This is a genomic window from Ruegeria sp. BG9 (genome assembly GCF_056538305.1).
In genome coordinates this window covers 228,602-253,088 of sequence record NZ_JBQFSY010000009.1, presented here as the reverse complement: position 1 = coordinate 253,088, position 24,487 = coordinate 228,602, and the positions used below count along the sequence as shown (strand labels likewise).

Annotated in this window: 23 protein-coding genes, 2 tRNA genes and 1 pseudogene; 15 read left to right on the top strand and 11 right to left on the bottom strand. The window is 58.1% G+C overall.

Annotation, left to right across the window (positions count from 1 at the left end; translation table 11 throughout):
• From ACR0I8_RS17120 to ACR0I8_RS17105, 4 genes are all read left to right on the top strand, one after another.
• Window positions 1-197: hypothetical protein (locus ACR0I8_RS17120; RefSeq protein ID WP_480703420.1), on the top strand; the 197-nt coding region annotated here is incomplete at its 5' end.
• 355 nt (window positions 198-552) lie between these two features.
• Window positions 553-2,025 carry a flavin-containing monooxygenase gene (locus tag ACR0I8_RS17115; protein ID WP_170689188.1) on the top strand — a complete coding sequence of 491 codons (1,473 nt, stop codon included), beginning with the start codon at window positions 553-555 and terminating at the stop codon, window positions 2,023-2,025.
• Between the two features lies 1 nt (window position 2,026).
• Complete coding sequence (locus tag ACR0I8_RS17110; RefSeq protein WP_170689189.1) at window positions 2,027-3,010, top strand: alpha/beta fold hydrolase; 984 nt, start codon at window positions 2,027-2,029, stop codon at window positions 3,008-3,010.
• 73 nt (window positions 3,011-3,083) lie between these two features.
• A tRNA-Met gene (locus tag ACR0I8_RS17105) sits at window positions 3,084-3,160 on the top strand.
• 451 nt (window positions 3,161-3,611) lie between these two features.
• On the opposite strand, the gene ACR0I8_RS17100 is transcribed toward ACR0I8_RS17105, so the two are convergent.
• The gene (locus tag ACR0I8_RS17100; protein WP_170689190.1) at window positions 3,612-3,821 is read right to left on the bottom strand and encodes a hypothetical protein; all 210 of its coding nucleotides are present in this window, start codon (window positions 3,819-3,821) and stop codon (window positions 3,612-3,614) included.
• Window positions 3,822-4,155: 334 nt separating this feature from the next.
• Window positions 4,156-4,408: pseudogene (locus tag ACR0I8_RS17095) on the bottom strand (integrase core domain-containing protein); the annotation flags it as partial.
• A 240-nt stretch (window positions 4,409-4,648) separates the two neighbouring features.
• Between ACR0I8_RS17095 and ACR0I8_RS17090 the strand changes: the two are divergent.
• Window positions 4,649-4,723, top strand: a tRNA-Gln gene (locus ACR0I8_RS17090).
• A gap of 135 nt (window positions 4,724-4,858) precedes the next feature.
• Here the strand turns inward: ACR0I8_RS17090 and ACR0I8_RS17085 are convergent.
• From ACR0I8_RS17085 to ACR0I8_RS17070, 4 genes are all read right to left on the bottom strand, one after another.
• Window positions 4,859-6,016: an adenylate/guanylate cyclase domain-containing protein gene (locus ACR0I8_RS17085; RefSeq protein ID WP_170689191.1), complete on the bottom strand. Its 1,158-nt coding sequence runs from the start codon at window positions 6,014-6,016 to the stop codon at window positions 4,859-4,861.
• A gap of 111 nt (window positions 6,017-6,127) precedes the next feature.
• Window positions 6,128-6,730: an NAD(P)H-dependent oxidoreductase gene (locus ACR0I8_RS17080; RefSeq protein ID WP_170689192.1), complete on the bottom strand. Its 603-nt coding sequence runs from the start codon at window positions 6,728-6,730 to the stop codon at window positions 6,128-6,130.
• Entirely contained in the window at window positions 6,727-7,119 is a 393-nt protein-coding gene (locus ACR0I8_RS17075; protein ID WP_170689193.1) for a nuclear transport factor 2 family protein, read from the bottom strand. The genes ACR0I8_RS17080 and ACR0I8_RS17075 overlap by 4 nt, the downstream gene beginning before the upstream one ends.
• 20 nt (window positions 7,120-7,139) lie before the next feature.
• Window positions 7,140-7,634 (bottom strand): nuclear transport factor 2 family protein, encoded by a 495-nt coding sequence (locus tag ACR0I8_RS17070; protein WP_170689194.1) that lies wholly within the window; start codon window positions 7,632-7,634, stop codon window positions 7,140-7,142.
• Window positions 7,635-7,775: 141 nt separating this feature from the next.
• On the opposite strand from ACR0I8_RS17070, the gene ACR0I8_RS17065 reads away from it, so the two are divergent.
• From ACR0I8_RS17065 to ACR0I8_RS17045, 5 genes are all read left to right on the top strand, one after another.
• Complete coding sequence (locus ACR0I8_RS17065) at window positions 7,776-8,672, top strand: LysR family transcriptional regulator (protein ID WP_170689195.1); 897 nt, start codon at window positions 7,776-7,778, stop codon at window positions 8,670-8,672.
• Between the two features lie 51 nt (window positions 8,673-8,723).
• Entirely contained in the window at window positions 8,724-9,611 is an 888-nt protein-coding gene (locus ACR0I8_RS17060; RefSeq protein WP_170689196.1) for a helix-turn-helix domain-containing protein, read from the top strand.
• Between the two features lie 113 nt (window positions 9,612-9,724).
• A complete protein-coding gene (locus tag ACR0I8_RS17055; protein WP_170689197.1) occupies window positions 9,725-10,678 on the top strand; it encodes an alpha/beta hydrolase in 954 nt (317 codons plus the stop codon).
• Window positions 10,679-10,738: 60 nt separating this feature from the next.
• Window positions 10,739-11,248 carry a nuclear transport factor 2 family protein gene (locus ACR0I8_RS17050; protein WP_170689198.1) on the top strand — a complete coding sequence of 170 codons (510 nt, stop codon included), beginning with the start codon at window positions 10,739-10,741 and terminating at the stop codon, window positions 11,246-11,248.
• A 10-nt stretch (window positions 11,249-11,258) separates the two neighbouring features.
• On the top strand, window positions 11,259-11,954 hold the full coding sequence (locus ACR0I8_RS17045) for an SDR family oxidoreductase (protein ID WP_170689199.1): 696 nt from the start codon (window positions 11,259-11,261) through the stop codon (window positions 11,952-11,954).
• Between the two features lie 2 nt (window positions 11,955-11,956).
• Here the strand turns inward: ACR0I8_RS17045 and ACR0I8_RS17040 are convergent, their stop codons facing one another.
• Complete coding sequence (locus tag ACR0I8_RS17040) at window positions 11,957-12,793, bottom strand: LysR family transcriptional regulator (RefSeq protein ID WP_170689200.1); 837 nt, start codon at window positions 12,791-12,793, stop codon at window positions 11,957-11,959.
• Window positions 12,794-12,884: 91 nt separating this feature from the next.
• Here ACR0I8_RS17040 and ACR0I8_RS17035 point away from each other — a divergent pair, with 91 nt between their 5' ends.
• Window positions 12,885-13,880, top strand: a complete 996-nt coding sequence (locus tag ACR0I8_RS17035) for a zinc-binding dehydrogenase (protein ID WP_170689201.1) — start codon at window positions 12,885-12,887, stop codon at window positions 13,878-13,880.
• 40 nt (window positions 13,881-13,920) lie between these two features.
• Here the strand turns inward: ACR0I8_RS17035 and ACR0I8_RS17030 are convergent, their stop codons facing one another.
• The 3 genes from ACR0I8_RS17030 to ACR0I8_RS17020 form a co-directional block, all read right to left on the bottom strand.
• Entirely contained in the window at window positions 13,921-14,739 is an 819-nt protein-coding gene (locus tag ACR0I8_RS17030) for a hypothetical protein (RefSeq protein ID WP_170689202.1), read from the bottom strand.
• Window positions 14,740-14,807: 68 nt separating this feature from the next.
• Entirely contained in the window at window positions 14,808-16,472 is a 1,665-nt protein-coding gene (locus tag ACR0I8_RS17025; protein WP_170374439.1) for a sulfatase-like hydrolase/transferase, read from the bottom strand.
• A gap of 11 nt (window positions 16,473-16,483) precedes the next feature.
• Window positions 16,484-17,719, bottom strand: coding sequence for a DUF3179 domain-containing (seleno)protein (locus ACR0I8_RS17020; protein WP_170374442.1), 1,236 nt, complete (start codon window positions 17,717-17,719; stop codon window positions 16,484-16,486).
• 425 nt (window positions 17,720-18,144) lie between these two features.
• Here ACR0I8_RS17020 and ACR0I8_RS17015 point away from each other — a divergent pair, with 425 nt between their 5' ends.
• Window positions 18,145-19,485: a tetratricopeptide repeat protein gene (locus ACR0I8_RS17015; protein ID WP_170689203.1), complete on the top strand. Its 1,341-nt coding sequence runs from the start codon at window positions 18,145-18,147 to the stop codon at window positions 19,483-19,485.
• A 17-nt stretch (window positions 19,486-19,502) separates the two neighbouring features.
• On the opposite strand, the gene ACR0I8_RS17010 is transcribed toward ACR0I8_RS17015, so the two are convergent.
• Entirely contained in the window at window positions 19,503-19,985 is a 483-nt protein-coding gene (locus ACR0I8_RS17010) for an SH3 domain-containing protein (RefSeq protein ID WP_480703422.1), read from the bottom strand.
• Window positions 19,986-20,162: 177 nt separating this feature from the next.
• Here ACR0I8_RS17010 and ACR0I8_RS17005 point away from each other — a divergent pair, with 177 nt between their 5' ends.
• The 3 genes from ACR0I8_RS17005 to ACR0I8_RS16995 all read left to right on the top strand — a co-directional run bounded on the left by ACR0I8_RS17005 (window position 20,163) and on the right by ACR0I8_RS16995 (window position 24,455).
• Entirely contained in the window at window positions 20,163-21,149 is a 987-nt protein-coding gene (locus tag ACR0I8_RS17005) for a 2-hydroxyacid dehydrogenase (RefSeq protein ID WP_170460359.1), read from the top strand.
• Between the two features lie 19 nt (window positions 21,150-21,168).
• The gene (gene ggt, locus ACR0I8_RS17000) at window positions 21,169-22,962 is read left to right on the top strand and encodes a gamma-glutamyltransferase (protein WP_170689204.1); all 1,794 of its coding nucleotides are present in this window, start codon (window positions 21,169-21,171) and stop codon (window positions 22,960-22,962) included.
• Window positions 22,963-23,045: 83 nt separating this feature from the next.
• Window positions 23,046-24,455 (top strand): FAD-linked oxidase C-terminal domain-containing protein, encoded by a 1,410-nt coding sequence (locus ACR0I8_RS16995; protein WP_170689205.1) that lies wholly within the window; start codon window positions 23,046-23,048, stop codon window positions 24,453-24,455.
• Window positions 24,456-24,487 lie beyond the last annotated feature (32 nt).

The following is a 24,487-nucleotide window of genomic DNA, read 5'->3' as shown; positions in this document are numbered from 1 at the left end:
ATCGGAACGCTGTTATTCTCATAAAAACCGCTATCCGCGGTCTTAATGTCCAAATCCGTAAACGGTTCTTTAATCGACATCAATTTCCTCCGTGTTGTCGATTTGATAAGGTGGAAGGCCGTTCTGTCTGCTGGCTCTTCTCTTATGTTTTTGCGGTGATCGCACCGGTCGTTCAGGCGCGCGGCTTTAAATCCTGACCCACTCAGGTTCTGTCGCGCCTTGAATTTTTCCTTGTGATTTCGATGTTAAACGGACACCGAAAAGGCGTCTTTGGTTATGTGGGTTGGTTGGGAAGGCTAGACACTCTTTGCGTGTGCGGTGCTCCGGATTCCGACCTTTTCGGTCGCAATGACGACGGATTCTGCGAGCCTTATTGCCAAAAAGGGGCGTTTTGACTGATCGAATTCGTCGAAAACGACATAGTGGCACGTCACACTCAGGGTATGCGAGTGCTAGTTTGGCGGCATTACCCAACGGGACGCTGTTCAGGGCGCCGCCTGCGCTTATAGTCTTCGCCAATACACTCTGGTCGTCTTGAAGAGGGGTGAGGGCGTGGATCACAATGTCGATATGCTGATCATCGGGGCCGGGTTTTCCGGGCTGACAATGGCGCTTGAGGCGCGCAAACGTGGCCTCCGCAACATCGTTATTCTGGAAAAGGCTGGTGATATCGGCGGGACATGGCGCGAGAACACCTATCCCGGTGTTGCCTGCGATATCCCCTCGCACCTTTACTCGATGGCCACGCATCTAAACCCGAACTGGAGCCGCGCCTATGCGGGTGGGGCCGAAATTCAGGCTTATTTGCAAGATGTTGCGCGCAAGGAAGGCCTTTACGACCTCTGTCATTTTCAGCAGGAGTTGAAGTCGGCCAAATGGGATGGCGCGCGCTGGCACGTCGAAACGCAGTCGGGGCAAATCTGGTCGGCGCGGTTTCTGGTTTCGGCCATCGGTGCGCTGCATCATCCCAGTATTCCGGACATTCCAGGGGCCGAAAGCTTTCCGGGCCCGACGTTTCATTCGGCGCATTGGGATCACAACGCTTCAGTCGCGGGTAAGCGCGTGGCGGTGGTCGGCACGGGCGCCTCAGCGGTACAATTCGTTCCAGAGATCGCCAAAACGGCCCGCCATGTCACGATTTTCCAACGCAGCGCGCCTTATGTTCTGCCGCGTCCTGACGGCCCGATCGCGCCTTGGGTTCGCAGGCTTTACGCGCGGATTCCTTTGTTGCCGCGACTGCGGCGCAAGCTGATCTTCGCGATCTTCGAGTATCGCCATCGGGTGTTCCGCGGTGATCCGCGAATGGTGCAATATGCCATGAAGTTGTGGCGAAAAGAGCTTGAACGCGCGATCTCAGACCCTGCCGAAATCGAGAAGCTGACGCCAGATTACCGCATCGGCTGCAAGCGGATTCTAAGTTCGAACGATTGGTATCCGGCGCTTGCGCGCGACAATGTCGACGTCATATCGCAAGCAGTCCGTTCGATTGAAAGAGACAGGATCATCGCAGCCGATGGTAGCGAAACACAGGCTGATATCCTGATCTGGGGCACCGGATTTCATGTCACTGATATGGTCGAACGCCTCGATATCACCGGGCCAGATGGGCAGACTTTGCGCAATGCATGGGCAAGGGGGATGCAAGCCAATCTCGGCACCGCCATCGCTGGATTTCCGAATTTCTTTATACTGCTCGGGCCGCATACGGGCCTTGGCCACAACTCGGTCGTTCTGATGATTGAGGCTCAGGTCGGCCATATCGGTCGCGTTCTCGACGGGATGCAAAGCCAAGGGCTGGAGGTGGTTGTTCCAGACCCCGCACGGCAAGCCGCGTTCACCAAGGAAATGCAGGACCGTCACACTGACAGTGTCTGGCAGGTCGGAGGGTGTTCGTCGTGGTACCAAGACGCCGAAGGGCGCAACACGACTCTGTGGCCCGGAACAGTTGCAGAATTTCAAAAACGCATGGCACAATCCGGGTTAGAGCAATACGACCCAGTTCCAGCCGCGAGCAGCGAGGTTTGATATGACGACGCTTTTTATTCTACTGGCCATCTTCGCGGTGTTTCTGCTGGCGATGAACCTGTGGACTCGGAGCCTGATGCGGGAGGGTCTGAAAACCGTTCCGCAGATGGGGCAAATCCTTCCGGTGCGCGGTGGGCGCATTCACTACGTGGAAAAAGGTGACCCGAACGCGCAAACCATCGTGATGATCCACGGGCTGGCGGGTCAATTGCAGCACTATACCTACGCACTGGCCGACAAACTGGCCGAGGAGTACCACGTGATCGCGCTTGATCGGCCGGGATGCGGGTATTCCACACGCGACAGCGCAGATTTAGCCCGACTGTCAGAGCAGGCTCGGATGATTGCCGAGTTTCTTGCGGCAAAAGAGGTCTCAAGCGCGATTCTGGTTGGGCACTCGCTGGGCGGAGCGGTGTCGCTCGCGATGGCGCTTGACTTTCCCGAAAGGGTGGGCGGGCTGGCGCTGCTTGCCCCGTTGACCCAAAAACTGCCGGGAACGCCAGCGGTTTTCAAACCGTTGGAGATTCGCACGCAATGGCTGCGACGCTTGATTGGCAACACGCTGGCCGTTCCCATCGCAGCAAAAACCGCACCGCATACATTGGGCGCAGTGTTCGACCCGGAAACGCCGCCTTCGGATTTTCTGGATCGCGCGGGCGGCGCCCTTGGCCTGCGCCCCTCGGCCTTCGTCACGGCGTCCGAGGATGTGATCGGCGTTGATCTCAGCATCTCCGAGCAAGTCGACCGCTATGATGCGCTCCGGACACCGGGTGCCATCCTCTATGGTACTGAGGATGCAATCCTGTCGGCCCCTCACCACGGACCGCCGATGGAACGCTTTGGGCTGGGATATGAGGCGATTGACGGGGCAGGGCACATGATCCTGATCACCGAGCCTGACCGCTGCGCCGCTTTCATTGCCGGTGTTGCCGCTGGGATTGCAGCGGGTTCTGCTCTTCCGCATGAGGGGCAGCCGCCGAACTGAAAGAATCCGCAAGTTGGCGGTGTTTTCCCTCTTGACCCTCCCTGACCGCTCCCGTAAATCGCCTCTCACTTATGGCGGAGTAGCTCAGTTGGTTAGAGCAGCGGAATCATAATCCGCGTGTCGGGGGTTCAAGTCCCTCCTCCGCTACCAAATACCTCTCTCAATACATTGTTGGTAATCAGGTATTTTTCGAGTTCCCTTTAACTTACTATGTTTTATGCACACCGCGCTCTAGGTTGAGCTTTGGAGCGATTGTTACTTAGTCGATTGTCTTTTCTTCATCCAAAGCTGCCACCCTCAACGAATGCTTCCATGATTTCGAGTTCGTTGCCTCGAATGCGGTTCTTATCAATTGCTACAATTCTGATCTTAAGTAGTCTCTGGAGATCGAACGACGAAGCTGCGCCTGAAACTCGTTCGTGTGATCGACGGGCATATTGAGGGCCTCTGCGGTCAATGTGGGCTTTCCCTATTCGTAAGGTGGTGGAGCAAATGGCCGCTGCAAACCCCTTTGTTGATAGGGGCAGGCCCTTGCTGAACGGGCCGGTAATTCCGGGTACTACTGGGCCTCTTGAACGCAGATTTCGCGCTGCAAAAGGTGCTACATGGGGTCTGCTTCAAAGTGCGAATGTGTATTGAGTTTCCACTTTTTCGCCCACAAGCCCGCAAATTCTTTCATTAGTTCCGGCCTATCTTCAAGCAAAGCCATGAGTTGACAAGCGGCCCACATCGCCGCGTAGCCGTCGGCGTCTTCGCTTTCTAACTGAAATGCGTTCATTGCAGCGGTGTAAGGGGTTGAGGGCTCGTGCATCTGCCAAAAAGTTCCTTCAAGTCAATAAAAAAGAAAACCCTGACAAGAAACCAACGGCAACCCAAACTGAAGTAGCTGAAAAGGTTAAAGCAAGGTCCAACATCCATACCCCCCGGATTTCGTTGCGTATCTCGGCCATCAGATTCTTCAGGCAAGGATTCATACAGGAGTATTAAAGAACACGGTTGAACACGCAGAAAACAGGCCGTTAACATTCGGTTCACGAATGGAGATCCGCAACCCAGCCGGGTCTGACCTTGCATCACCCTTGAGGCGATCCAGAACGACCCAGTTGTTTAGTGAGCAGCCTAATCTGACTGGTCCAAGTTGGTTGTTAGTGCATCATCGGCCTAAGATCCATCGGTATGATGGTTTCGGGCGCCGGTGGGCGATAGCCCAATGCACTGTGGGGGCGTTTTGTGTTTTAGTGTCTCCTTCATTGTTTTATCGGGATTTGTTCGTCGCGCAGGCTGTAAAGATTCGCCGTTGAGTAGCTCGTCCCTGACACGGCCATTGAAGCTTTCGCAGTATCCGTTCCGCCATGGGCTCCGAAATTCAACGTAAGCCGTCCGGGCACCGAGGTCAGCAAAGGTGACAGTGCCAGGCCTGAATTCGAACTCACAGGATCTAAGTTCCGAGGGATCTTAGTGCCCTTGTTTGTCTATCCCGAGACTGTCGCTTGGCGATATCGGTGTCGAAAACAGGTCAAAGGAACCCCGCCGCGCACGCAGCAGCAAGCGCGACCAAATTTTTTTCTAGACGGCCCACTTTTTTATCTGAATCCTCTTGAACCCTGACAGCAACAATCGTAGACAGCCGCTCACCGATGGGGTGTAGCCAAGTGGTAAGGCAGCGGTTTTTGGTACCGTGTATCGTAGGTTCGAATCCTACCACCCCAGCCATATTCCTCAGCAACAACTATACCGTTTTGTCCAAGCCAACAGGCATGTGCCTAATCTGCGCTGTGTAAACGATAAATCCTTGCGATAGGTTCGACACAAACAACCGCGTTTAGCGAATTGTTGCCGCCGAAAGAGCTACGCGCCGATCGCAAAAGCCTCAATTTTCTTCTGCAAGCCGCGGATAGAATGATAGCCAGCTGACTGTTTGCTACCATTCATGTGCTCTGCGACGCTCCGAGTCACCAGTATCTTTTCGTCCAGTTTCTTGCACAGTTCCTGAACGCGACTGGCCACGTTCACAGCCTGACCAACGACCGTAAAATCCAAGCGATCAGGGCTGCCGATATTGCCAAAGGTGACGCGACCGAAATCAATGCCGACGACGAACTCGATTGGCTCGTTTCCGTTTTCGGCGGCTGTCTCGTTGTGGTCGCGTAGGTTGGTCAGGGCGTGTTCTGCCGCCCGCACCGCAGATCTGCACGAGGCTTCAGCGTCGTCATCAGTGTTGAAAACGGCTAGTATGCCGTCCCCCATGAATTTGAGAACGTCACCGCCCTCTTCCTGGATGGGCGACACAACCATCTCGAAATACTTACCCATCATGACAAGCAAATCGCCCTCGGACCAGGTTGAGGCCTTTTGGGTAAAGCCCCGCAGGTCCGCAAACAGGATTGCGGCAGAAACTGTTCTGTGTTCTCCGCGCTTTATGTGCCCCTGATCAATTTCTTCGGCGGGGCCGTGCCCCAGATAGGTTTGAAGAAGGCTCTTTTGCGACTGGCGCATCGCAATGGGTTCCAAAGCCGCGGCAAGTGCGTATCGCGTGTCTTCGATGTAGTGGATATGTGCGTCCGAAAACCCAGTATCTGCGTTTGAAGTAAAGCTGGTGCCCTGAACCGAGCCGTTGCCGTGCTCCAGCGGGATGGCCAGAAAATCGGTGGCGCCTGCTTCGGCCAGCTCGGCATAGACCGGATGCTCTGCCAGAACGTCCGGATCGGTCAGGCGTTTGCGTAGTGGGCGCCGCTGGGTGACGACATATTCGAACGGGCTGCCGTGCCACGCGCTGGTGGATAAAACCGTGGTCGGTACGGTATAGCGGCGGGTTTCCTCGGGTGTCCAGATGATCCCCCAAGCGCTGAGCAAAGGGTTCGAATAATTCTGCGCGATCCTTGCGCGGGCGAGGGGGACGCCAAGCGCGGCCAATCCTTCGCAATAGCCTTTGACGATAAGCCTCTCGTCGCCCAACAGGCGACCATCAGAAATCAACCAGTGGTTCAGGTGATCAGTCTCGGCCATCGTTGTCTCACACCCTTGTTCCGTGCTGATAGTCTACCTTTCATTGGGCATCGGAGAACCCGCGCTGGCTGAAAAACCTGTGTTTTCTGTCCAGCGCAGGATCGGTCGACCTCAGCTTACCGCCGCTGCCAGTGAGGGGTTGTCTTCCAATTGTTTGAGCAAACGGGCCTGTCTCACCTTGGGGTCCAATTCGGGATCGCTCAAATAGGCCAGCATATGGGGCACGTTCTCCTCAATCTGCTCTCGAGTTGCCAACGCCATGCCATGGGCCACGAAAGGCCTTAGATACGTCATTCCGGCCAAGTTCGCCGTCTGTTGGAACGGTTTCAGAAACTCGGCCATTGTAAAGTTGTTGTATCCGCCCGCGTGATAGCTGTGCTCGGGACCTCCGGTCGAGACAAGGATGAGGAACTCAAGCCCTTTCAGTTGGTCGCCTCCCGGCCCATAAGCGAAGCCATAGTTCAGCACCTGATCCATCCAGGCTTTCATGACCGGAGGTGCGGAATACCAGAAGAATGGAAACTGGAACACGATCCGATCATGGGCCAGTAAGAGGGCCTGTTCGGCTTCGATGTCAAAGCGCATCTCGCCGCCGCCAATGGCGGTCAGATCGCGGGTCGTCACGTCGGCGGCTTCTGAAAGTGCGTCAAACCAGGCGCGGTTGATGCGCGATTTACTCAGGTCTGGATGGGCGGTGAGTACGAGGGTTTTCATGTATCTGCCTCTTGCAGGAGTGTTGCGGAATAATGGGTGATCAGCGGGCGGCCATCAGGTCGGGTTTCAAATCGCCAGTCTTCCTGAACGCGGGCTTCAATGTGCTCTCCCGCGACGGTCGTCGCGCGAAACAGAACTTCGAACTGGGCTGCGCCGGGCGTGATTGTGATCTTGCTAACGTGATGCTCTGTTGGAAGTTGCACGGTTTCAAGCACGCCACGATACCAGGCCCGCACGCGATCGTGCCCGTTGAGAGTGGTATCGACGTCAGGCATGTCCCAGTCCACATCTGGGTGGAGGTCAGGCAGGAACGCGTCAATCGGATCCAGCCTGTCAAACCGGGCAAACCAGTCGGCGATGAAACCGCGGATTTCGGGGAAATCGGTCACTTGAATCACCTGTTGATGGTCTACTTGGCCAGTCGCTCAGGGACCGGAGCCAGCGAGTATTGGGACCAGAAAAACGTGTTTGCCGCGTCCTGATCGGCGGATAGGTTGGTTGCCTCGACGATCTTGCCATTCTCGATCCGATAGACGAGCGCCCAGGTCGTATCGACATTCGGTTTGCCATCGGCGTTCGACCAGCCACGGTGGATATCAACCACATGGGTCTCGTCGGCTCCGAAATAGATGGGTTCTGCCTGAAAACCAGCGGTGCCCAATTGTTCGAAAAAGGCCAGAACCTCGTCCCGGCCGGTCTTGGTTCCAGACAAGGGGTGGCGGCCTGGGATGTGCCATTTGACGTTGTCGTCCATCACGGCTGCGATGCCGTCCAGATCACTGGCGCCATAGGCGGCGAAGAAGTCCTGTACGACTTTGATATTGTCTTCGGGGGATGCGGCCATGGCGGCCTCTCCTGTGATCAGAGCAGCGGTGAGGGCAGCAACTTTGGTCAGAGTGTTCATCTTGTGTCCTCCTGAATACGTGGTGACAGCCTTTTGGGCTGCGATGACACGAAGATAATAATCCCGGTAGGACGTGATAATTCACCCTGTCGGCATTACTTTCATGTGTAAGATCGAATAATAAGTCTATTGGGGGACTCTATGCGCCTGCCACTCGCCACGCTTGAAATCTTTACCGCCATCGCGCGCCATGGATCGCTACGTGCAGCGGCCGAGGCGCTGGGTATCAAGCCTTCGACCGTTAGCCATCAATTGAAAGCGTTGGAAGACCAACTGGGCACTGCGCTCTTCATTCGGACAACGCGCTCAATCAGCCTGACCGAGGCCGGGCGCGCCCTGATCCGCGGCGCGGGGCCTGCCTTTGATCAACTCTCCGAGGCGGTCGAAAGCGCGCGCAGCACCGGTCACGCCGCGCGGGGCACGTTGAAACTGGCGATGCCGGAGTTTGCCTACCACCTTTACGTGGGTCCGATCCTCAAGAGTTTTTGTGCCGCGTATCCCGAGATCGAACTGGAACTGTCGTTGACGGATGCCCTGTCAGACATACTCGGCGAGGAGTTGCATGCTGGATTCCGTCTGGGGGATCGTGTGGCGCAGGACATGGTGGCGGTGCGGTTGACGCCGCCGCTTCCAGTGACTGTCGTCGCCAGCCCGGAATACCTGGCGGCTCGGGGTATCCCGGAAACGCCGCCTGACCTGCTGGGGCATACCTGTATCCGCTACAGGTTTCAATCCTCAGGCCAGATTGCCCCGTGGAGCTTTCAATCGAGCGATGAGGAATATGCAGTCGATGTGCAGGGCAATCTGATCGCAAACGCCCTTCCTGCTACCGTCGATCTGGCGAAAAGAGGCTTGGGGTTAGCCTATACCTTCAGGGCTTATGTCGCCCCACTGATTGATAACGGAATTTTGACGCCGGTTCTCGTGGGTCACTTGGGCCTCACCCCCGGTATTTTCATGTATTTCCCACGCGAGTATAAATCCATGATGCCCCTGAGGCTGTTCATCGACCACATAAAACGCCAGCAAAGCGTTTGACCCTACGCGCGCAGACCCCACATATCGAATAGTGCCAGCCGGAGCCGCCCCTTGCCCCTAAGATACGCTGATATCTACCCGTCAGAACCGTTGCTGAACAGTGATGCGATGCAGCGACCTTCGGCGGCTGGTTTAATGTCAGTGCGGTATTTTCGGGCCGAACCTGATCGGATGCCAGAGGAGGTGTTTTCAGAACACCACGTCCTTCTGAACCTGCAGGAGAAGGGGCATCGCGTGCAAAACTGGCGGGACGGCACGCTGCGGGATTTCACCTTTTGCAAAGATGAAGTCATCGTGACCCCGGCAGGTATGCGGTCGGGCTGGCGGTGGTACGGGCAGTCCGATGTGATCGTAGTCACCTTGCATCCGGACAAGGTCCAGCACTTTGCGCAGTCTGAGCTGGGTATGCTGCTGGCACCTGAACAGTTTCGCGATCTGCCGCAGTTTTCCGATCCCGACCTATGTGCCGCAGGTGTCATTCTGCGCGATGCGCTGGCAACGGACGACATGTCCTCCGCCGTGATGTTCGAGGCCATGAGCAGGGTGTTTCTGGTCAAGCTGCTGCAGAAATACGGCAAACGTCGCGCTGAAGAGGTCGAACTGTCGGCGCGCTTTACCTCTCAGCATTATCAACGGGTGCTGGCCTATGTGCAGAACCGTTTGGACCAAACGATTACCGTCGATCAACTGGCCTCTGAGGCGGGCATGAGCCCTTCGCATTTCGCGCGGGTTTTCAAGGAAACGCTGGGCTCGACCCCCATGCAATATGTCATGGCTTACCGGGTCGAACAGGCGATGAAGATGATCGAAGACCCTGCGCGCCCTCTGGGCGATATTGCCTTGGCTTGTGGCTTCTCAGACCAGGCGCATTTCACGCGCAGTTTCAAACAGGTGGTAGGGCAGACCCCGCGCGCGTTCCGCGCAGCAAATGCCGTCTAAAGCAGGATCTTTCAAAAACGCGGCAGTCCGGTGCAAGTATCCCTGCCGTCGACAGCATATCTCAAGTGTCATCGGGCTTGTGCCCATCCAGACAGATTTTGGGAGATATCGCTATGAATACCCTCGCTCTGAACACCGCCGCAGCGCTTTTGGCATCAACAGCCGCCGTTGCGCAGGTTGAAACCCGCACCGTTACCTTCGAGAACGAAGGCGCTATGCTGTCCGGCACGCTGTACCTGCCGGAAGAGCGCGGATCTGAACCGCTACCCACAGTCGTGGTGACCGGGGCCTGGACCTCGGTTCAGGAACAGATGCCCGCAAACTATGCCCGCGAGATGGCGGAGCGCGGCTTTGCCGCCTTCACCTTTGATTTCCGCGGCTGGGGCAAATCGGGTGACCTGCCGAACAACGTGCGGTTCGTTGAAAGCCCCGAGGCCAAGACATCGGACATCAAAGCCGCAATCGATTTCGTCGCGACCCTACCCGAAGTAGATGCCGACCACATCAATGGTCTGGGGATCTGCGCCTCGGCCGGGTACATGGTCGATGCGGTCTCTGGCAATCCGCTGGTTCAGCGGCTGGGTCTGGTTGCACCGTGGTTGCAGAACGAAGAGATCGTCGAGGCGGTCTATGGCGGCGCAGAAGGTGTCGCCGGGCTGATTGAGGTGTCCCACGCTGCCGAGGCCGCTGGTGGCCAGATCATTCCTGCGGCAGGACCCGAGGGTGCCGAGGGCGTTCTGATGCCAATCGGCGGATACTACTATGAGGCCGACCGTGGCGGCATCCCGGAGTATGACGACAAGTGGAACAATGCGGGCTGGGAAGGCTGGCTGACCTATCATCCCGCCGACAATCCGCAGCGTTTGGATAAGCCACTGGCAATTGTGCACTCGGAAAGCGCGGCGATCCCACAGGGCGTGCAGACCTTCCTTGCCGGTTTCGTAGGCGACGCGACCGCGCAATGGCTGGAGGACGTCACGCAGTTCGACTTCTACGACAACCCCGAGGATGTCACCCGCGCGGCCGATACCGTCGCTGACCACTTCCGCGCCGGTTCAACCAACTAATCCCTGTCTGGACGCCGAGCAATCGTTCGGCGTCCACCCTCATCTATTCGGAGCATCCTCATGCGTAGAAAACTCACATCGACCCTTGCGGCCGTCTCTATGATCGGATCCGCAGCTTTTGCTGAACAACAGGCCGATATCTCGACCGCAATCACCGATATCGCGGCAGGTGCTGACCGCCACGACTGGACCCGCGTACGCGGCGCGTTTTCCGATACCGTCACGACGGATTATACCAGCCTCTGGGGCGGAGACGCAGTCACGCAACCCGCCGACGAGCTTGTGGCTGGATGGTCCGCCTTTCTGCCCGGTTTCGACGCGACGCACCATATGGTGACCAATCATACCATCACCTCCCTGTCCGATACATCCGCCACAGCACAGGCTGATTTCACAGCAACCCATCGTCTTGATGATGGCCTGTGGGTGCTTGGTGGCCGCTATGACTATGAGCTTGAGAAATCAGACGACCGCTGGCTTGTCACATCAATGACCATGACGGCAATCTGGGAATCCGGTGACCGTGGGCTTGTGGCTCTTGCCGGCCAGCGCGCTGCCGAGGCGAATTGAAGGAGTAACCATGACCAGTCAGCGTATCGCACTCGTGACCGGAGCCAACCGCGGTATTGGTAAAGAAGTGTCCCGCCAATTGGCCCGAGACCATGGGATGAAGGTTCTGATGGGTGCGCGCAATCTGGCAAAAGGGCAGGCTGCCGCGGATGAGATCGGGTATGGGGCGGAAGCCTTGCAACTGGATGTTTCTAGTCCGGATTCTGTCGCGGCGGCCTTCTTCTTGATGGTTGAATCGGCCTATGGCCGCCTTGATGTTTTGGTGAATAACGCGGGTTTGGATTATGACACTGACCAACAGGTCCACCTCGCCGATCTGGACCGGGTCCGTCGCGCGTTTGACACGAATCTTTTTGGCCCTTGGGAGACCACGATTGCGGCGGTGCCACTGCTAAGACAAGGCACGGATGCCCGGATCGTCAACGTGTCCTCTGGGGCGGGGTCGCTGACCAGTATGTCCGCCGGAACGCCTGGCTATGGCGTATCTAAAGCGGCTCTGAACGCGTTGACCCTCAAGACCGCTGCCGCCTTGAAACCTCAGGGCATTCTCGTGAACGCCGTTTGTCCCGGCTGGGTTGCCACGGATATGGGCGGCGGGGGGCGTCCGATTTCTGAGGGTGCCAGAGGCGTTGTCTGGGCGGCGGTCTTACCGAAAGGTGGCCCGACCGGAGGGTTCTTTCGCGATGGCGTCGCAATTGATTGGTAGGTTCAGCCGGGCGTCATGAAATCAATCAGCTTCCTGACCCGCGCGGGCAACAGGCGGCGGCTGGGATAGACGGCGAACATGTCCCGCGTCATTGGTTGGGCATCCGTGACCTCAAGCCGTTGCAGTTCGCCGTTTACCATATCTGAAGGCAGCATCGCGACACCTAGGTTGCGACGGGCGGCCTGCGCAATGACATCAAGGTCGGTCAAACTGTGGGCGATGTGCTTCGGGTGCAGTGTTTCCCCGCTCTCCAGCGCCCAGGGTTGACCCGCATTCAAGGCAGGCAAAGCAAGAAAGTCTGGTCTGGATACCGACCTGTCCAGCCCACGCTCTCGAATGAAGCCCTGTCCTGCGCAAAAGCAGTAGGGAACTGACCAAAGCCGTTTCGCGACAAGGCTGGAATCCGTCAAGGGGCCGAGGCGGAAGGCCAGATCGATATTGTCGCGAAAGAAGTCCAGCATGACATTGGTTGTGGTCATCTCAAACGCCACATCCGGATTTCGTGTCGCAAAATCCAACAACCGAGGTCCAATGGTCGTGCGCGCGGCCAGCGGGGGCGCTGTGATGCGGATGCTCTGGCGCCTCGTGTCGTCCGTAAAACCTGCGATACCTTGCAGAGCCTCGATCGGGTCCTGACATTGATCCAGAAGGCGGCGGCCTTCTTCCGTCAGGCGCACCTGCCGCGTCGTTCGCTCAAACAGTTTGGTGCCAAGATGGTCCTCTAACTCTGCAATCCTGCGGCTGACACGGCTGAGCGGTATCCCCAGACGCTCCGCAGCTTTGGAAAAGCTGAGATGGTTTGCGACGACTGTAAACAGGGCAAGGTCGTTGTAGATCATTATTCTATTTTTGGGATTATTTCTCCTGATATCAACTATTATCATCCAGCGACGTGGCCTCTACCTTCCGCGCAACAGAAGGAGGCAGCTCATGCCTTTCGCTATTGAAATCACCCAGACCGGCAAACCAGATGTTTTGCGCGAAACCAACCGTGCGACCCCGACCCCCAATGCCGGGGAAATCCTGATCCGCAACAAGGCTGGGGCGGTCAACTTCATCGACACGATCATCCGTCGCGGTGAAATGCCCGAGGGGATGATGCCCGAGCTACCTCATGTACCTGGGGTCGAGGGGGCCGGAGTGGTTGAGGCGCTGGGCGAGGGGGTCGAAGGATTCTCTGTCGGGGACCGCGTGGCGTGGATGGGGCCGATCGGAGCCGGTGGATACAGCACTCAGTCGGTGATTGGTGCTCCGTACGTCACCCGGCTGGCCGATACTGTCGAGTTCGAAACCGCAGCCGCAATCCCCGTCAATGGCATGACCGCCTACCACATGCTGGTCAATCTGGGCGGCGCGGCAGCTGGTAAATCCGTTCTGGTTCACGCCGCGGCCGGGGGTGTTGGCACCATGGCGCTACACATTGCCAAGCATCTGGGCATGACGGTGATCGCTTCGACCAGTACCGACAAGGTTGGATATGCGAAAGATCAAGGTGCCGATCACGTCATCGACTATCGCACCGAGGATGTCACCGAGCGGGTGATGGACCTCACCGTAGGGCGCGGCGTGGATCTGACGCTGAACCCGATCTCGGGTGAAACCCTCAAATCAGACCTCGACGCTCTGGCACCCTTGGGCACTGCAGTTCTGTTCGGGTTCCTTGCCGGTCCGCCCGCAGGTAATTTTGCCGAGGATTTGGCGAAGCACTTCCAGAAGTCGATTTCGGTCCGGGTTAGCGACATATACACTTATTTCGTCAACCGCCCCGATCAGTTCAGCGCAGATATGGCCACGGTGTTTGAATTGTTGCAAGCGGGTGTTCTGCGCCCGCAGGTGAGCATCCTACCCATTGCCCAAGCCGCCGAGGCGCACCGTCGTTTGGAAGCCGGTGAAACCACCGGCAAACTGGTTCTAAGCATAGAGTGATCGAGCCCGGCATGAACGAGGCACGGAAAGGCGTTTGGATCTAATTGAGAAAGACCTTTAGCCCCACATAGGGCCCTTGCTGCGTGACATCATAGGCGAACGGGCCGGTTGACGTTGAATCACTGTAGTCGACACTGAAATATCGATAGCCAAAGGTAATCGCGGTTCGATCCCACGGCTGATAGTCAAAGCCGATATTTGCGCCGACTTGCAGATCGTTGCCTCCGGCTCCGAACCCGCCAAGTTCCAGCGATGCGATGGTGGTCCACCGGTCGTTGAGACGCCACATGCCCCGGGCACCCACAACGGGCTCAATCCAGCCTTCGTCACCGCCTTGGGTGGGCGGGTTCGTCGGCCCCGGAGTCGTGAACCTGATTTCCTGCCGGATCGAGTTGTAGCGAATGCCGCCTTGCAGATCGACGGTGTATCGCTGGTTGTTGGCACCATAGGTCCCATCCGCCACGCGATAGGCACCCATGACCGCAAACCATTTTTGGCGCACATCTACATCCACTGCAGTGGCGGCGGGGCCGGGGAGAGTGGTATCCTCTCCGATGCCTACATAGTTGGCGTCAACGATGATCCCAAAGTCTCCGTTCCAGGCCTCATACCGCCCGGCCGCTGCGAAATCGAGAACATCCAGCACGTCGCCAAGATCGAGGTCAATATCGGCTGAAACGCCCGAGACGGTTGACGTTCCATGCGTGCGGAGCGGGGTGAACAGGTAAAAGCCAAGAGTGTGTCGCCAGCCCTCTTCGGTCTGACCCGGTGCAGGCAGGGACTGAGCGTATGCTGCGCTCGACAATAGACAGGACAGGGCCGTGGTGCCCGCTATCGCGGCAGTGGATCTGATTGCCATAGGTGAATCTCCTTACTTTCAAATTTCGCGACGACCTTGCTTCAAGGCGTCTGTGTCCGGATATACGATCATCTGCCAACAGAAGACTGTTTGAGCAGGAATGCCTCGACAGCGGCTTCGGTTTCAGGTCGCAGGTTTTCGATGCCTTCATAGGGAACACCACGGGCTGGTTCGATGTCTGGATACTTTTCCTTGCGTTTTAGATGACGCCCCAGAATGCGGACAAACTCTTGCCCGCCCCAAGCTCCAACCTCGGTCGACACCGGGTATTTTTCGTGGGTATCGCGGTAAACATCGAAGAAATCGGCTAGAATCGCGCTCTCTCCGGCTCCGGGAATGCGCAGCTTTAGTTGATCCTTGATGACCGCGCGGGGTGTGTGGACGGAATAGACGATCAGATGATCGCGCCGTCCTTTTGTCTCGCCCAACAGCAGCAGCGAGGATTGGTCGACCCCGTCCACCAACCGATCCCGAGGAATACCGCTCTCGGCCCCGGCGAACCGCGCGAGCGTGGTATAGAGATCCGAGACGTGGACGATATCTCCGACGATGCCGTCGGCCTCGATCATACCGGGCCAGCGGATGAAGCTGTCGACCCGAATGCCGCCCTCGGACACATCACCCTTGCCACCGGCGAAAACCATCGGGGTGAAACCTGATTGCGGCGAATACTTGGTGAAATGGCCGTTGTCGCCCATCACGATGACAATGGTGTTGTCGGCCAGGCCAAGCGCCTCCATCTCGTTGAAGATATCGCCCAGCCAGCTGTCGAGCTGCTGCATCTTGTCGACATAGAGCCCTCCGTTCGGCGATTGCGGCCCCGAACGACCTGCGCGCGTGTTATCCAGCGGAATGAGTGGCCAATATTGCAGGAAGAAAGGCGCGTCCCCGCCAGCCAGCTCGCGCATTTTTTCAAGCGTCTGATCCTGATAGCGCCGGTTCATTTCGTCATATTTTTCGGCGGTCCAGCGCTCGCCCGCGGTCATGTCAACTTCGCGCGCAAGACCACCGCGTTCAGCTTCAAGACCGGTGACCATAGCGGCGGGGTCGGGGCGAAAGAAGTCGTCGAGTACGAAACGGTCATCGAAATCCGCTATCCCGACCGAGACCTGTTCCTTGATCGCATCATCGTTATAGATTGTCAGTTGGCCCTGCTGGTGAACCGGGAACCCCGCCCAATCGAAGCCTTGGTTATGGGGCCAGGCCTCGGGGATGTCGCCCATGTGCCACTTACCCACATGCACCGTCGCATAGCCCGCATCCGACAGAATTTCGGCCAAGGTGACTTCGTCTGCGGGCAGGCCGAACCCGGCGATATCCACGGTGGTGTCGCCCATGCCCATCCGAACTGGAAGCCGCCCGGTCATCATCGCAACCCGTGTGGGTGTGCAGGAGGGTTCGGTATACATGCGCACCATTCGCATCGCTTCGTCCGAGAAGGCGTTGATATGGGGCGTGGAATAGCCGCGCACTGCGTTGAGTTCCGGAATACCCAGATCGCCAAAGCCGATATCGTCAATCAGGATATTGATGATGTTGGGTGGCTTGCCGTCGTTCGAGCTTCGGAAGTCTTCTAGCAACTGGTCAACCTCGGCATTGTCAGCAGCCCATTGTTCGGCATTCTGCGCTTCGAGGATGTAGTACTCGGCATCATGGATGATCGGCGCGTCCTGAGCGGTTGAGATCGTGGCCGATAGGCAGAACAGCACCGACAGGCTGGTTAGGGTTTTCATTTCAACAATCCTCATTCGCTTTGGGCGGGGGTCTGGCGGGGGTCAGATGTGGTGTGGGGCGGGCCGGAGCGGTTGATATCCGTGCCGGGGAAGAACTCGACCCAGACATGCCAGAACATGCCTGATCGAAGGGTCTCAACGCGGGTCAGTTGGCCGCAATCCGCGTTTCCGAAGAAATCGACATGGGTGATGGGCGCGCCGCTGTCATTGTACCAGACGCCAACGCTTTCATAGATTGGGTCGTAGGAAACCACGACGTCATGCCCGCCAACCGTGGCGTTGATCAGCCCTTTGTTTTCGGCCAGGAAGTCATCGGTCCAGCAAACTGCATCCTCACCGATCGTGATGCCCCAGACATAGGTTTTGTTGGGCAGGCGGTTGTCGCTGTGGCTCATGTTGTCCATGACCGGCGCTTCTTCTTGGTGCTGCTTGGCGATGCCCGAGGAGAAAACCGTTTCAGTAAAGGTGTCGAACAGCCTGAGAAGCGGGTTCGAGGAGGGCTTGTTCAGAAAGACCTCACCATCTGGATAGGCTTTCTGAAACCCCCGAAAGCTCATCCGAAAGGTGGGCCATGGCTGCATTGCCGCAGTTTTCGAGGCATCGCTGTCGAAGCGACCATAGATCTGCTGGATTGGCTCTCCGGTGGTGTTGTCGCGCAGGATCAGGTTGTTACCATGCTGGGCCATCACCTCAAGATCCAGACGTTTGCCGTGGATCTCGGGTTTGTAGGCCTGCCCCAGATTGGCCATGGCGCAATAGGTCATGACGATGTCGTCGCCACCCAACCCCTTATCGTTTCCGGCCAGATGAGGGCGCATCAGCTGGGCGTCGGAGTGCGCCCGTGCGTGGCCGTTGTTTTCGATCACGAGAACGCTGGCAGAGGGGTTGATGTATCGCTGCGCCTCAGAAATTGGGTAGTAGCGGGCGGTGTTTTGCTGGTTGCGCAGGCCGATATGGACCCAAACCCATGGAAACACGAATAGGAACACGATCACCAGAGTCACTGCAGGCACGCCTAGGAAAAACAGCCAGCCGGGACCGCCGCCCAGAAAATGCCCGACAAGCATCAGCGCAAGCCCGGCGATTCCGGCGGCAAGATAGGTGTTCTCATTCCGGATAAAGCGGATCATGTTATTGCGCTTAACCTTCAGCACCATTTGGCTGACGTCACCGAGATCGCGGAAATACATGAACCCGATGGTCAACGACACGAGGAGCCCGACGTAGAATAGAAGATTGGCCAACATTTGAATCGCCTTTTTGCGTCTTGATTAGCCCTCGGGCGGGGTCGAGTGAGACGAAAGGTAAGTTTTTATTTCGTCCTCAAGCCCTCTGAGGCTGTCGATGAGATCAGAATTTCTTGGGTCACTTGCATCGCAGGGAAGAAGAGCAGCCAGGCTTTCAAAGTCAGCGCAGATCTGCGCAAAGACCGTGTCTGAGCTGCGCAGGCGCCGGATGTCATTCGCCTCATCAGGAAAGTGTATCGACAAGCAAGCCATCATAAGCCTCACGGTGTCTGAACCCAGTTGTGCCCCCGCGACGAGGTCCGTTCCCCTCCTTTGCTAATCATTCTGTCCGAAATTCATTTACACATTCAGGTATCTTAACGTATGTTACGGGGTAACATGTTATTTTTCAAATACTTGAAGCCAGCCAGCGGTTAACGAAAGCGATGTCAGACGCCAGCGTAAAGTCAGAACCGGCCCAAAAAACGCTCTCGGATGAAGATATTCAGCGGGCACTGAGGGCGGTCCTGGACAGCCCGGAATTCGATGGGGCCGAGCGACTACAATCTTTCCTCAGTTACGTTATCGATAAGCTTCTGGCGGGCCAGTCCGAGGATATCCGCGCCAAGTCGATCGCCGAGGATGTCTACGGAAGGGCGCTGGATTCCGGGGGCGACCCGATGGCCGTCGTGCGTGTCGATGCGGGGCGCATGCGTCGGCGATTGGCGAGCTTCTATTCGAACTCCGGCAAGGATCAGAGGCTGCGCATCCATGTGGATCCGGGCGGCTACGTCCCTCGATTTGAGGTTTTGGACCCAGACATACCGTCAAACCGAGCGCGTCCCTCAAGGATGGTCTGGATCTCATTGGCGGTTTTGGGCGCTTTGGCCGTCGCGGGCGGCGTGATGCTCTTTTCTCGCACGCCCCAGTCACCGCCAAGCCCGGTCACGGTCTCTGCAAATGCCAACCAGGAACAAGCTGTCAGAGAGGCGCTGTTCTCGACAAACCCGAGCAAGCTACAAGCCGTTAATCTGGCCACTGAGGCGCGCCTGCTGATGTTCCCGGTTCTGGACCGCGACAGGCTGCAAGCCGTGCGCGGCATGTTCGAACGCGCCATGGCGCTGGATGAGACATATTTCGGCGGCTACGCCGGTTCGGCGCAGGCGATCAGCATCCTTGCCTTAACAACCCCGCCAGGAGCTGAAAAACAGGCGCTTTTGGCCCTTGCTAAAACCCGCGCGCAGCGGGCAATAGAACTGGCGCCAGACGAAGGTTGGAGCCATTCCGCCCTTGCCCTGGCTGCATTTTGCTCGCGCGAGCATGAGGCAGCACTTGCGCAGTCCACGCGCGCAACAGGGCTTGCCCCTGATGATATCCACGTCACCAACTTTGATGCTCTGTTCGCGTTGTTTGGTGGGGATTTCCAGCGCGCTATAGCGTCCGCCAATCGGGCGCGGGGTGCCAATACGACAAACGGTAGATTTCCCTATCGCAGCGTGTTGGCCTCCTCCAGCTATCACTTGGGGGATTACCAGGCGTCGGTAGACCAGTTCAACGAGGCGGTCAGGCTGGGTGATCCGGTCAGCGCGATCTCGATTGGTTATCTGGCGGCAAGCTATCAACGGCTCGGAGACAATGAGCGCGCGCGGGCCACAATCCTGTTGTTGGATGAAGCCTGGCCCGGCTACCCTCTGGCGGCGCTGTTTCGGACCTTGTTTGCCGATCCGGATCACGCAGAAGATATCATCGGCGCGCTCAACGAAATATCTGCTTTGCCAAATGACTAGGGGCTAGAAACAAGGGGCTATTCCCGGATTTCCGACGGATCGACGCCCCAGAGGTTGGCTTTCAGCGTCCACCCCTTGTAGCCCCCCGCCGAAATGCGACACCAGTCCAGCGAACAAGCGCCTAGACGGGCGACCACTCCGGTTTCGAAATGCGCGTTGACGGTCGAGTTCGGGTCGGGGCGGGCGTAAACCGGCAGCATCTCGGATTCGATCAGCACCGTGCGCACGCCGGACAGCAGGGCGTAGTGAACCCAGCCTCCGGCCCCGTCGCGATCCTGTACCTTGCGCCAATTGCCGTATTCCGCGGTGATCTGCAATGGCATGCCGCGCCGCTTGAACACCCAGTCGATTCGGTGGGTCAGGGAAGGACCACGACGCACATTGCCTTCGGCAGCCTTCATCGAGACATAGCGCGGAAGGGGTAGGTTGGTGACCGGGCCGCGCACGTCTTGGCCTGCGACCGGCGCAGAGCCGAACGCAATAAGATACGCGGATAGGATCGCCAAACAAAGGCGTTTCACCGGTAGAAGACCACTCACTGACTGCCTGCTCTTGTGCCTGTTGATCTGCTTTCGAAAAAAGGTCGACTCAATGCCTTTGGGGTTCTTGTGCCCCGCCTTATCCTGCGCCACGATGCCATGACGCAAGCGCGTTTGCAAAGCAGTGGGAGGGCGGAAGTGCCAAGAGAACGTCTGAGTGTTGTTGTTACGCGACGGTTGCCGGAAGCAGTGGAAACGCGACTGAGTGAGCTGTTTGATGTTCGCCTGCGCGACGATGACACCCCCATGACCCGTGAGGAACTGGTCGCCGCTGTGCAAGAGGCCGACGTGCTGGTGCCGACGGTGACCGACACAATCGACGGTGGTCTGTTGGGGCAAGCTGGTGAAAAGCTGCGCTTGATAGCCAATTACGGGGCAGGGGTCGACAATATCGACGTCTCAACCGCGCGTCAGCGTGGCATCCTGGTCTCGAACACTCCGGGTGTTCTGACCGATGATACGGCCGACATGACCATGGCGCTGATTCTGGCGGTGACGCGTCGTTTCCCTGAAGGCGTGGCGCTGATGCAGCAAGGCGATTGGTCCGGTTGGGCTCCGACGGCTTTGCTGGGCGGTCGGATCGGAGGGCGACGTCTGGGTATTCTGGGCATGGGTCGGATCGGTCAGGCCGTCGCGCGCCGTGCCAGTGCATTCGGGATGCAGGTACATTACAACAACCGCCGCAGGTTGCGCCCCGAAATTGAACAGGATCTGGAGGCGACATACTGGGAAAGCCTCGATCAGATGGTGGCGCGGATGGACGTCATATCGGTCCACTGCCCCTCGACCCCGTCGACTTTCCACCTGCTTAACGCGCGGCGATTGAAGCTGCTGAAGCCCTCGGCTGTGGTCGTGAACACTTCGCGTGGTGAGGTGATCGACGAAAACGCGCTGACGCGGCTGATCCGGTCCGGGGATATCGCGGGTGCAGGGCTGGATGTTTACGAACACGGCACACAGGTGAACCCACGCCTTCGCAAGCTGCCCAACGTGGTGCTGCTTCCGCATATGGGATCGGCCACGCTGGAGGGGCGGATCGAAATGGGTGAGAAAGTTATTATCAATATCAAGACCTTCGAGGATGGGCACAGACCACCGGATCAGGTGGTCCCATCCATGCTGTAACCTTTTCCAGGAGCACATTATGCGTACCAATCGGATTTCAGGATTACTTCTGTCTGTCATAGCCTTTGCCGCTCCGGGCTTTGCCCAGGAAACAGCGGACTCCGTGGCCCCCGAAGGCGCGAGCGAAGGTCAAGTTCAAGCTCTGACCGACGAGTTGATCGCGGCGCTCGAGGCCAAAACAAGCGGCGTTCCTGTGCAGTCCGAGAATTGGATGGTTGCTGCGGCCAACCCTCTGGCGGTTGAGGCCGGGGCAAAAATCCTGCGCGCCGGTGGATCGGCCGCGGATGCCATGGTCGCGGTGCAGGTTGTTCTGGGCTTGGTCGAGCCCCAATCCTCGGGCCTTGGGGGTGGGGCGTTTCTGGTCTGGTATGACGCCGCCACTGGACAGCTTACAACACTGGACGGGCGTGAAACGGCCCCATTGAACGCGACGCCGACCCTGTTTCAGGATGAAAACGGCGAGCCCTTGCAGTTCTTTGATGCCGTCGTCGGAGGGTTGTCCGTTGGCACGCCCGGAACGCCTGCCTTGCTGGAGGAAGCGCACCGCCGTTGGGGCCGTTCGCCGTGGCCCGGGCTGTTCACCGATGGTATTCGGCTGGCGGATGACGGGTTTCTGGTCTCGCCTCGTCTGGCCAGTCTGGTCGCCAATGACGCCGAGCGCCTCTCGCGCTTCCCTGCAACGGCTGAGTATTTCCTGCCCGAAGGCGAGCCACTGCAGCAGGGCCAACGCCTGATGAACCCGGCCTATGCGGATACACTGCGCGCTCTGGCCGAGGACGGTGCCGCCGGGTTCTACGGCGGGCAAATCGCGTCAGATATCGTTCGGACCGTCCGCACCGCGCCGGGCAACCCCGGCGTATTGTCGGGAACCGATCTGGCCCTGTATCAAGTCATTGAACGCGATCCGGTCTGCGCGGCCTACCGCGCCTATGAGGTCTGCGGGATGGGGCCGCCGTCGTCCGGGGCGCTGACCGTTGGGCAGATTCTGGGTATGTTGAACGGCTATGATCTGGCCGCGATGAGCCCAGGGAGCATGGAGGCATGGCGCCTGATCGGCGAAGCCTCACGCCTCGCCTTTGCGGATCGTGGGCGGTACATGGCCGATAGTGATTTCGTGCCGATGCCGACCAACGGGCTGGTCGACCCGGACTATCTGGCGCAGCGCGCGGAGCTTCTCAACGCAGAGGGCGCACTGACCGAGGTCTCCCCGGGCAATCCCGAGTTTGATCATGCGATGAACTGGGCTGATGACGAGTCATTGGAGCTGCCTTCGACGTCGCATATCTCGATCGTGGACAGTTACGGCAACGTCTTGTCGATGACGACGACGATTGAAAACGGCTTTGGTTCGCGTCTGATGACGAACGGGTTTTTGCTGAACAACGAACTGACCGATTTCTCGTTCCGCACCCATCGCGACGGAGTGCCCATAGCGAACCGTCTGGAACCCGGCAAGCGCCCGCGTTCGTCCATGAGCCCGACCATCGTCATGCAGGACGGCGCGCCGGTTCTGGCCATCGGGTCTCCGGGAGGCAGCCGTATCATTGGCTACGTTGCCAAGTCGATCATCGCCTGGGCGGATTGGGATATGGATGTGCAGCAGGCGATCTCGCTGCCGCATCTGGTCAACCGGTTCGGGACCTATGATGTTGAGGTGGATACTGCCGCCGAAGGCTATGCAGATGCGCTGATCGAAATCGGGTTCGAGGTGAACCCCCGCGATCTGACCTCGGGCCTGCATGCGATTGAGATCGGCGAAACTCTCAGCGGTGGGGCAGACCATCGGCGCGAAGGGATCGCGCTGGGAGAATAAAATCTAGGTCTTGGCCGGCTCGGGCGGGCCTTTTCGACACATTGGAAAAGGCTCGCACAACCGGCGGGCAGGAGAGGGGTAGCATGGTACAAGCGACGGCTTTGCCGAGAAATGAGGCTGGGATTGGAACGGCCCTTGGCATCTTGAAGCAACAGTTTGGGGATCGTCTGCAAACCAGTGCGGCCATCCGCGAACAGCACGGCCACACCACGACCTGGATCACCAATCAAAGCCCGGACGCGGTGGTGTTTCCCCACACCACGCAGGAGGTCTCCGAGATCGTCAAAACCTGCGCTTCGCATAAGGTGCCGGTGATTGCATTTGGCACGGGCACGTCGCTTGAAGGGCATGTGAACGCGCCTGCCGGTGGAGTGTCGGTCGATCTGAGCCAGATGAACAAAGTGCTGGCCGTGCATGCCGAGGATCTGGATTGCGTCGTGCAACCCGGTGTGACGCGTGAAGATCTGAACACCCATCTGCGCGATCAGGGCCTGTTCTTTCCGATTGATCCCGGTGCCAACGCCTCGCTTGGCGGGATGGCTGCGACCCGCGCGTCCGGGACCAATGCGGTGCGCTATGGCACAATGCGGGACAATGTGCTGAGTCTTGAGGCGGTGATGCCGGATGGGCAGATCATCCGGACCGGCAATCGCGCCAAGAAATCTTCGGCGGGGTATGATTTGGCGCGGCTGCTTATCGGGGCCGAAGGCACGCTAGGTATCATTACCGAATTGACCCTACGCCTGCACGGCATCCCCGAGGCGATCAGTTCCGCCCGCTGCTCTTTCCCAACCGTCGATGCTGCCTGCCGGGCAGTAATGATGACGATCCAATACGGCGTACCTGTCGCGCGGATTGAATTGTTGGATGAACTATCCGTCAAAGCCGCCAATGCCTATTCCGGCTTGACCCTGCCCGAAACGCCTCTGCTGCTGTTAGAGTTCCACGGCTCGGATGCCAGCGCCGCCGAACAGGCCGAGATTTTCGGCCAGATTGCCGAAGAGTTTGGCGGTACAGACTTTGCGGCAACCTCAACCACCGAGGAACGCAACAAGCTCTGGCAGGCGCGTCACGACATGTACTGGGCCAGCCTTCAGCTGCGACCGGGTGCCAAGGGGATCTCGACCGATGTTTGCGTGCCGATTTCTCGTCTGGCCGAGGCCGTAGGGGCCGCTCAGGATAAAGCGGCCGAGCTTGACTTACTTGCGCCTATCGTTGGGCATGTCGGCGACGGGAACTTTCACACTCTGCCCCTGATCGACATGGACGACGCCGAAGAAGTCCGCCGTGCCGATGAGTTCGTCGGTTGGCTCAACGATCTGGCCATCTCGATGGAGGGCACCTGCACGGGCGAGCACGGCATCGGGCAGGGCAAGCGCCCCTATCTTGAGAAAGAGCTGGGGCAGGCTACACACTACATGGCCGCGATCAAGGCGGCGCTGGACCCCGACAACATCATGAATCCGGGAAAGATACTGACCGATCACACCTAGCAGTTTCCGCGATCTTGTCCGCTTTGTGCCCA

Bases quoted from the DNA above. Each gene is read 5' to 3' on its own strand.
- ACR0I8_RS17025 (WP_170374439.1), bottom strand. From the start codon at position 16,472: ATGAAAACCCTAACCAGCCTGTCGGTGCTGTTCTGCCTATCGGCCACG.
- ACR0I8_RS17055 (WP_170689197.1), top strand. From the start codon at position 9,725: ATGAATACCCTCGCTCTGAACACCGCCGCAGCGCTTTTGGCATCAACA.
- ACR0I8_RS17015 (WP_170689203.1), top strand. From the start codon at position 18,145: ATGTCAGACGCCAGCGTAAAGTCAGAACCGGCCCAAAAAACGCTCTCG.
- ACR0I8_RS16995 (WP_170689205.1), top strand. From the start codon at position 23,046: ATGGTACAAGCGACGGCTTTGCCGAGAAATGAGGCTGGGATTGGAACG.
- ACR0I8_RS17040 (WP_170689200.1), bottom strand. From the start codon at position 12,793: ATGATCTACAACGACCTTGCCCTGTTTACAGTCGTCGCAAACCATCTC.
- ACR0I8_RS17100 (WP_170689190.1), bottom strand. From the start codon at position 3,821: ATGCACGAGCCCTCAACCCCTTACACCGCTGCAATGAACGCATTTCAG.
- ACR0I8_RS17080 (WP_170689192.1), bottom strand. From the start codon at position 6,730: ATGAAAACCCTCGTACTCACCGCCCATCCAGACCTGAGTAAATCGCGC.
- ACR0I8_RS17110 (WP_170689189.1), top strand. From the start codon at position 2,027: ATGACGACGCTTTTTATTCTACTGGCCATCTTCGCGGTGTTTCTGCTG.
- ACR0I8_RS17030 (WP_170689202.1), bottom strand. From the start codon at position 14,739: ATGGCAATCAGATCCACTGCCGCGATAGCGGGCACCACGGCCCTGTCC.
- ACR0I8_RS17045 (WP_170689199.1), top strand. From the start codon at position 11,259: ATGACCAGTCAGCGTATCGCACTCGTGACCGGAGCCAACCGCGGTATT.
- ACR0I8_RS17070 (WP_170689194.1), bottom strand. From the start codon at position 7,634: ATGAACACTCTGACCAAAGTTGCTGCCCTCACCGCTGCTCTGATCACA.
- ACR0I8_RS17085 (WP_170689191.1), bottom strand. From the start codon at position 6,016: ATGGCCGAGACTGATCACCTGAACCACTGGTTGATTTCTGATGGTCGC.
- ACR0I8_RS17035 (WP_170689201.1), top strand. From the start codon at position 12,885: ATGCCTTTCGCTATTGAAATCACCCAGACCGGCAAACCAGATGTTTTG.
- ACR0I8_RS17065 (WP_170689195.1), top strand. From the start codon at position 7,776: ATGCGCCTGCCACTCGCCACGCTTGAAATCTTTACCGCCATCGCGCGC.
- ggt (WP_170689204.1), top strand. From the start codon at position 21,169: ATGCGTACCAATCGGATTTCAGGATTACTTCTGTCTGTCATAGCCTTT.
- ACR0I8_RS17020 (WP_170374442.1), bottom strand. From the start codon at position 17,719: ATGTTGGCCAATCTTCTATTCTACGTCGGGCTCCTCGTGTCGTTGACC.
- ACR0I8_RS17050 (WP_170689198.1), top strand. From the start codon at position 10,739: ATGCGTAGAAAACTCACATCGACCCTTGCGGCCGTCTCTATGATCGGA.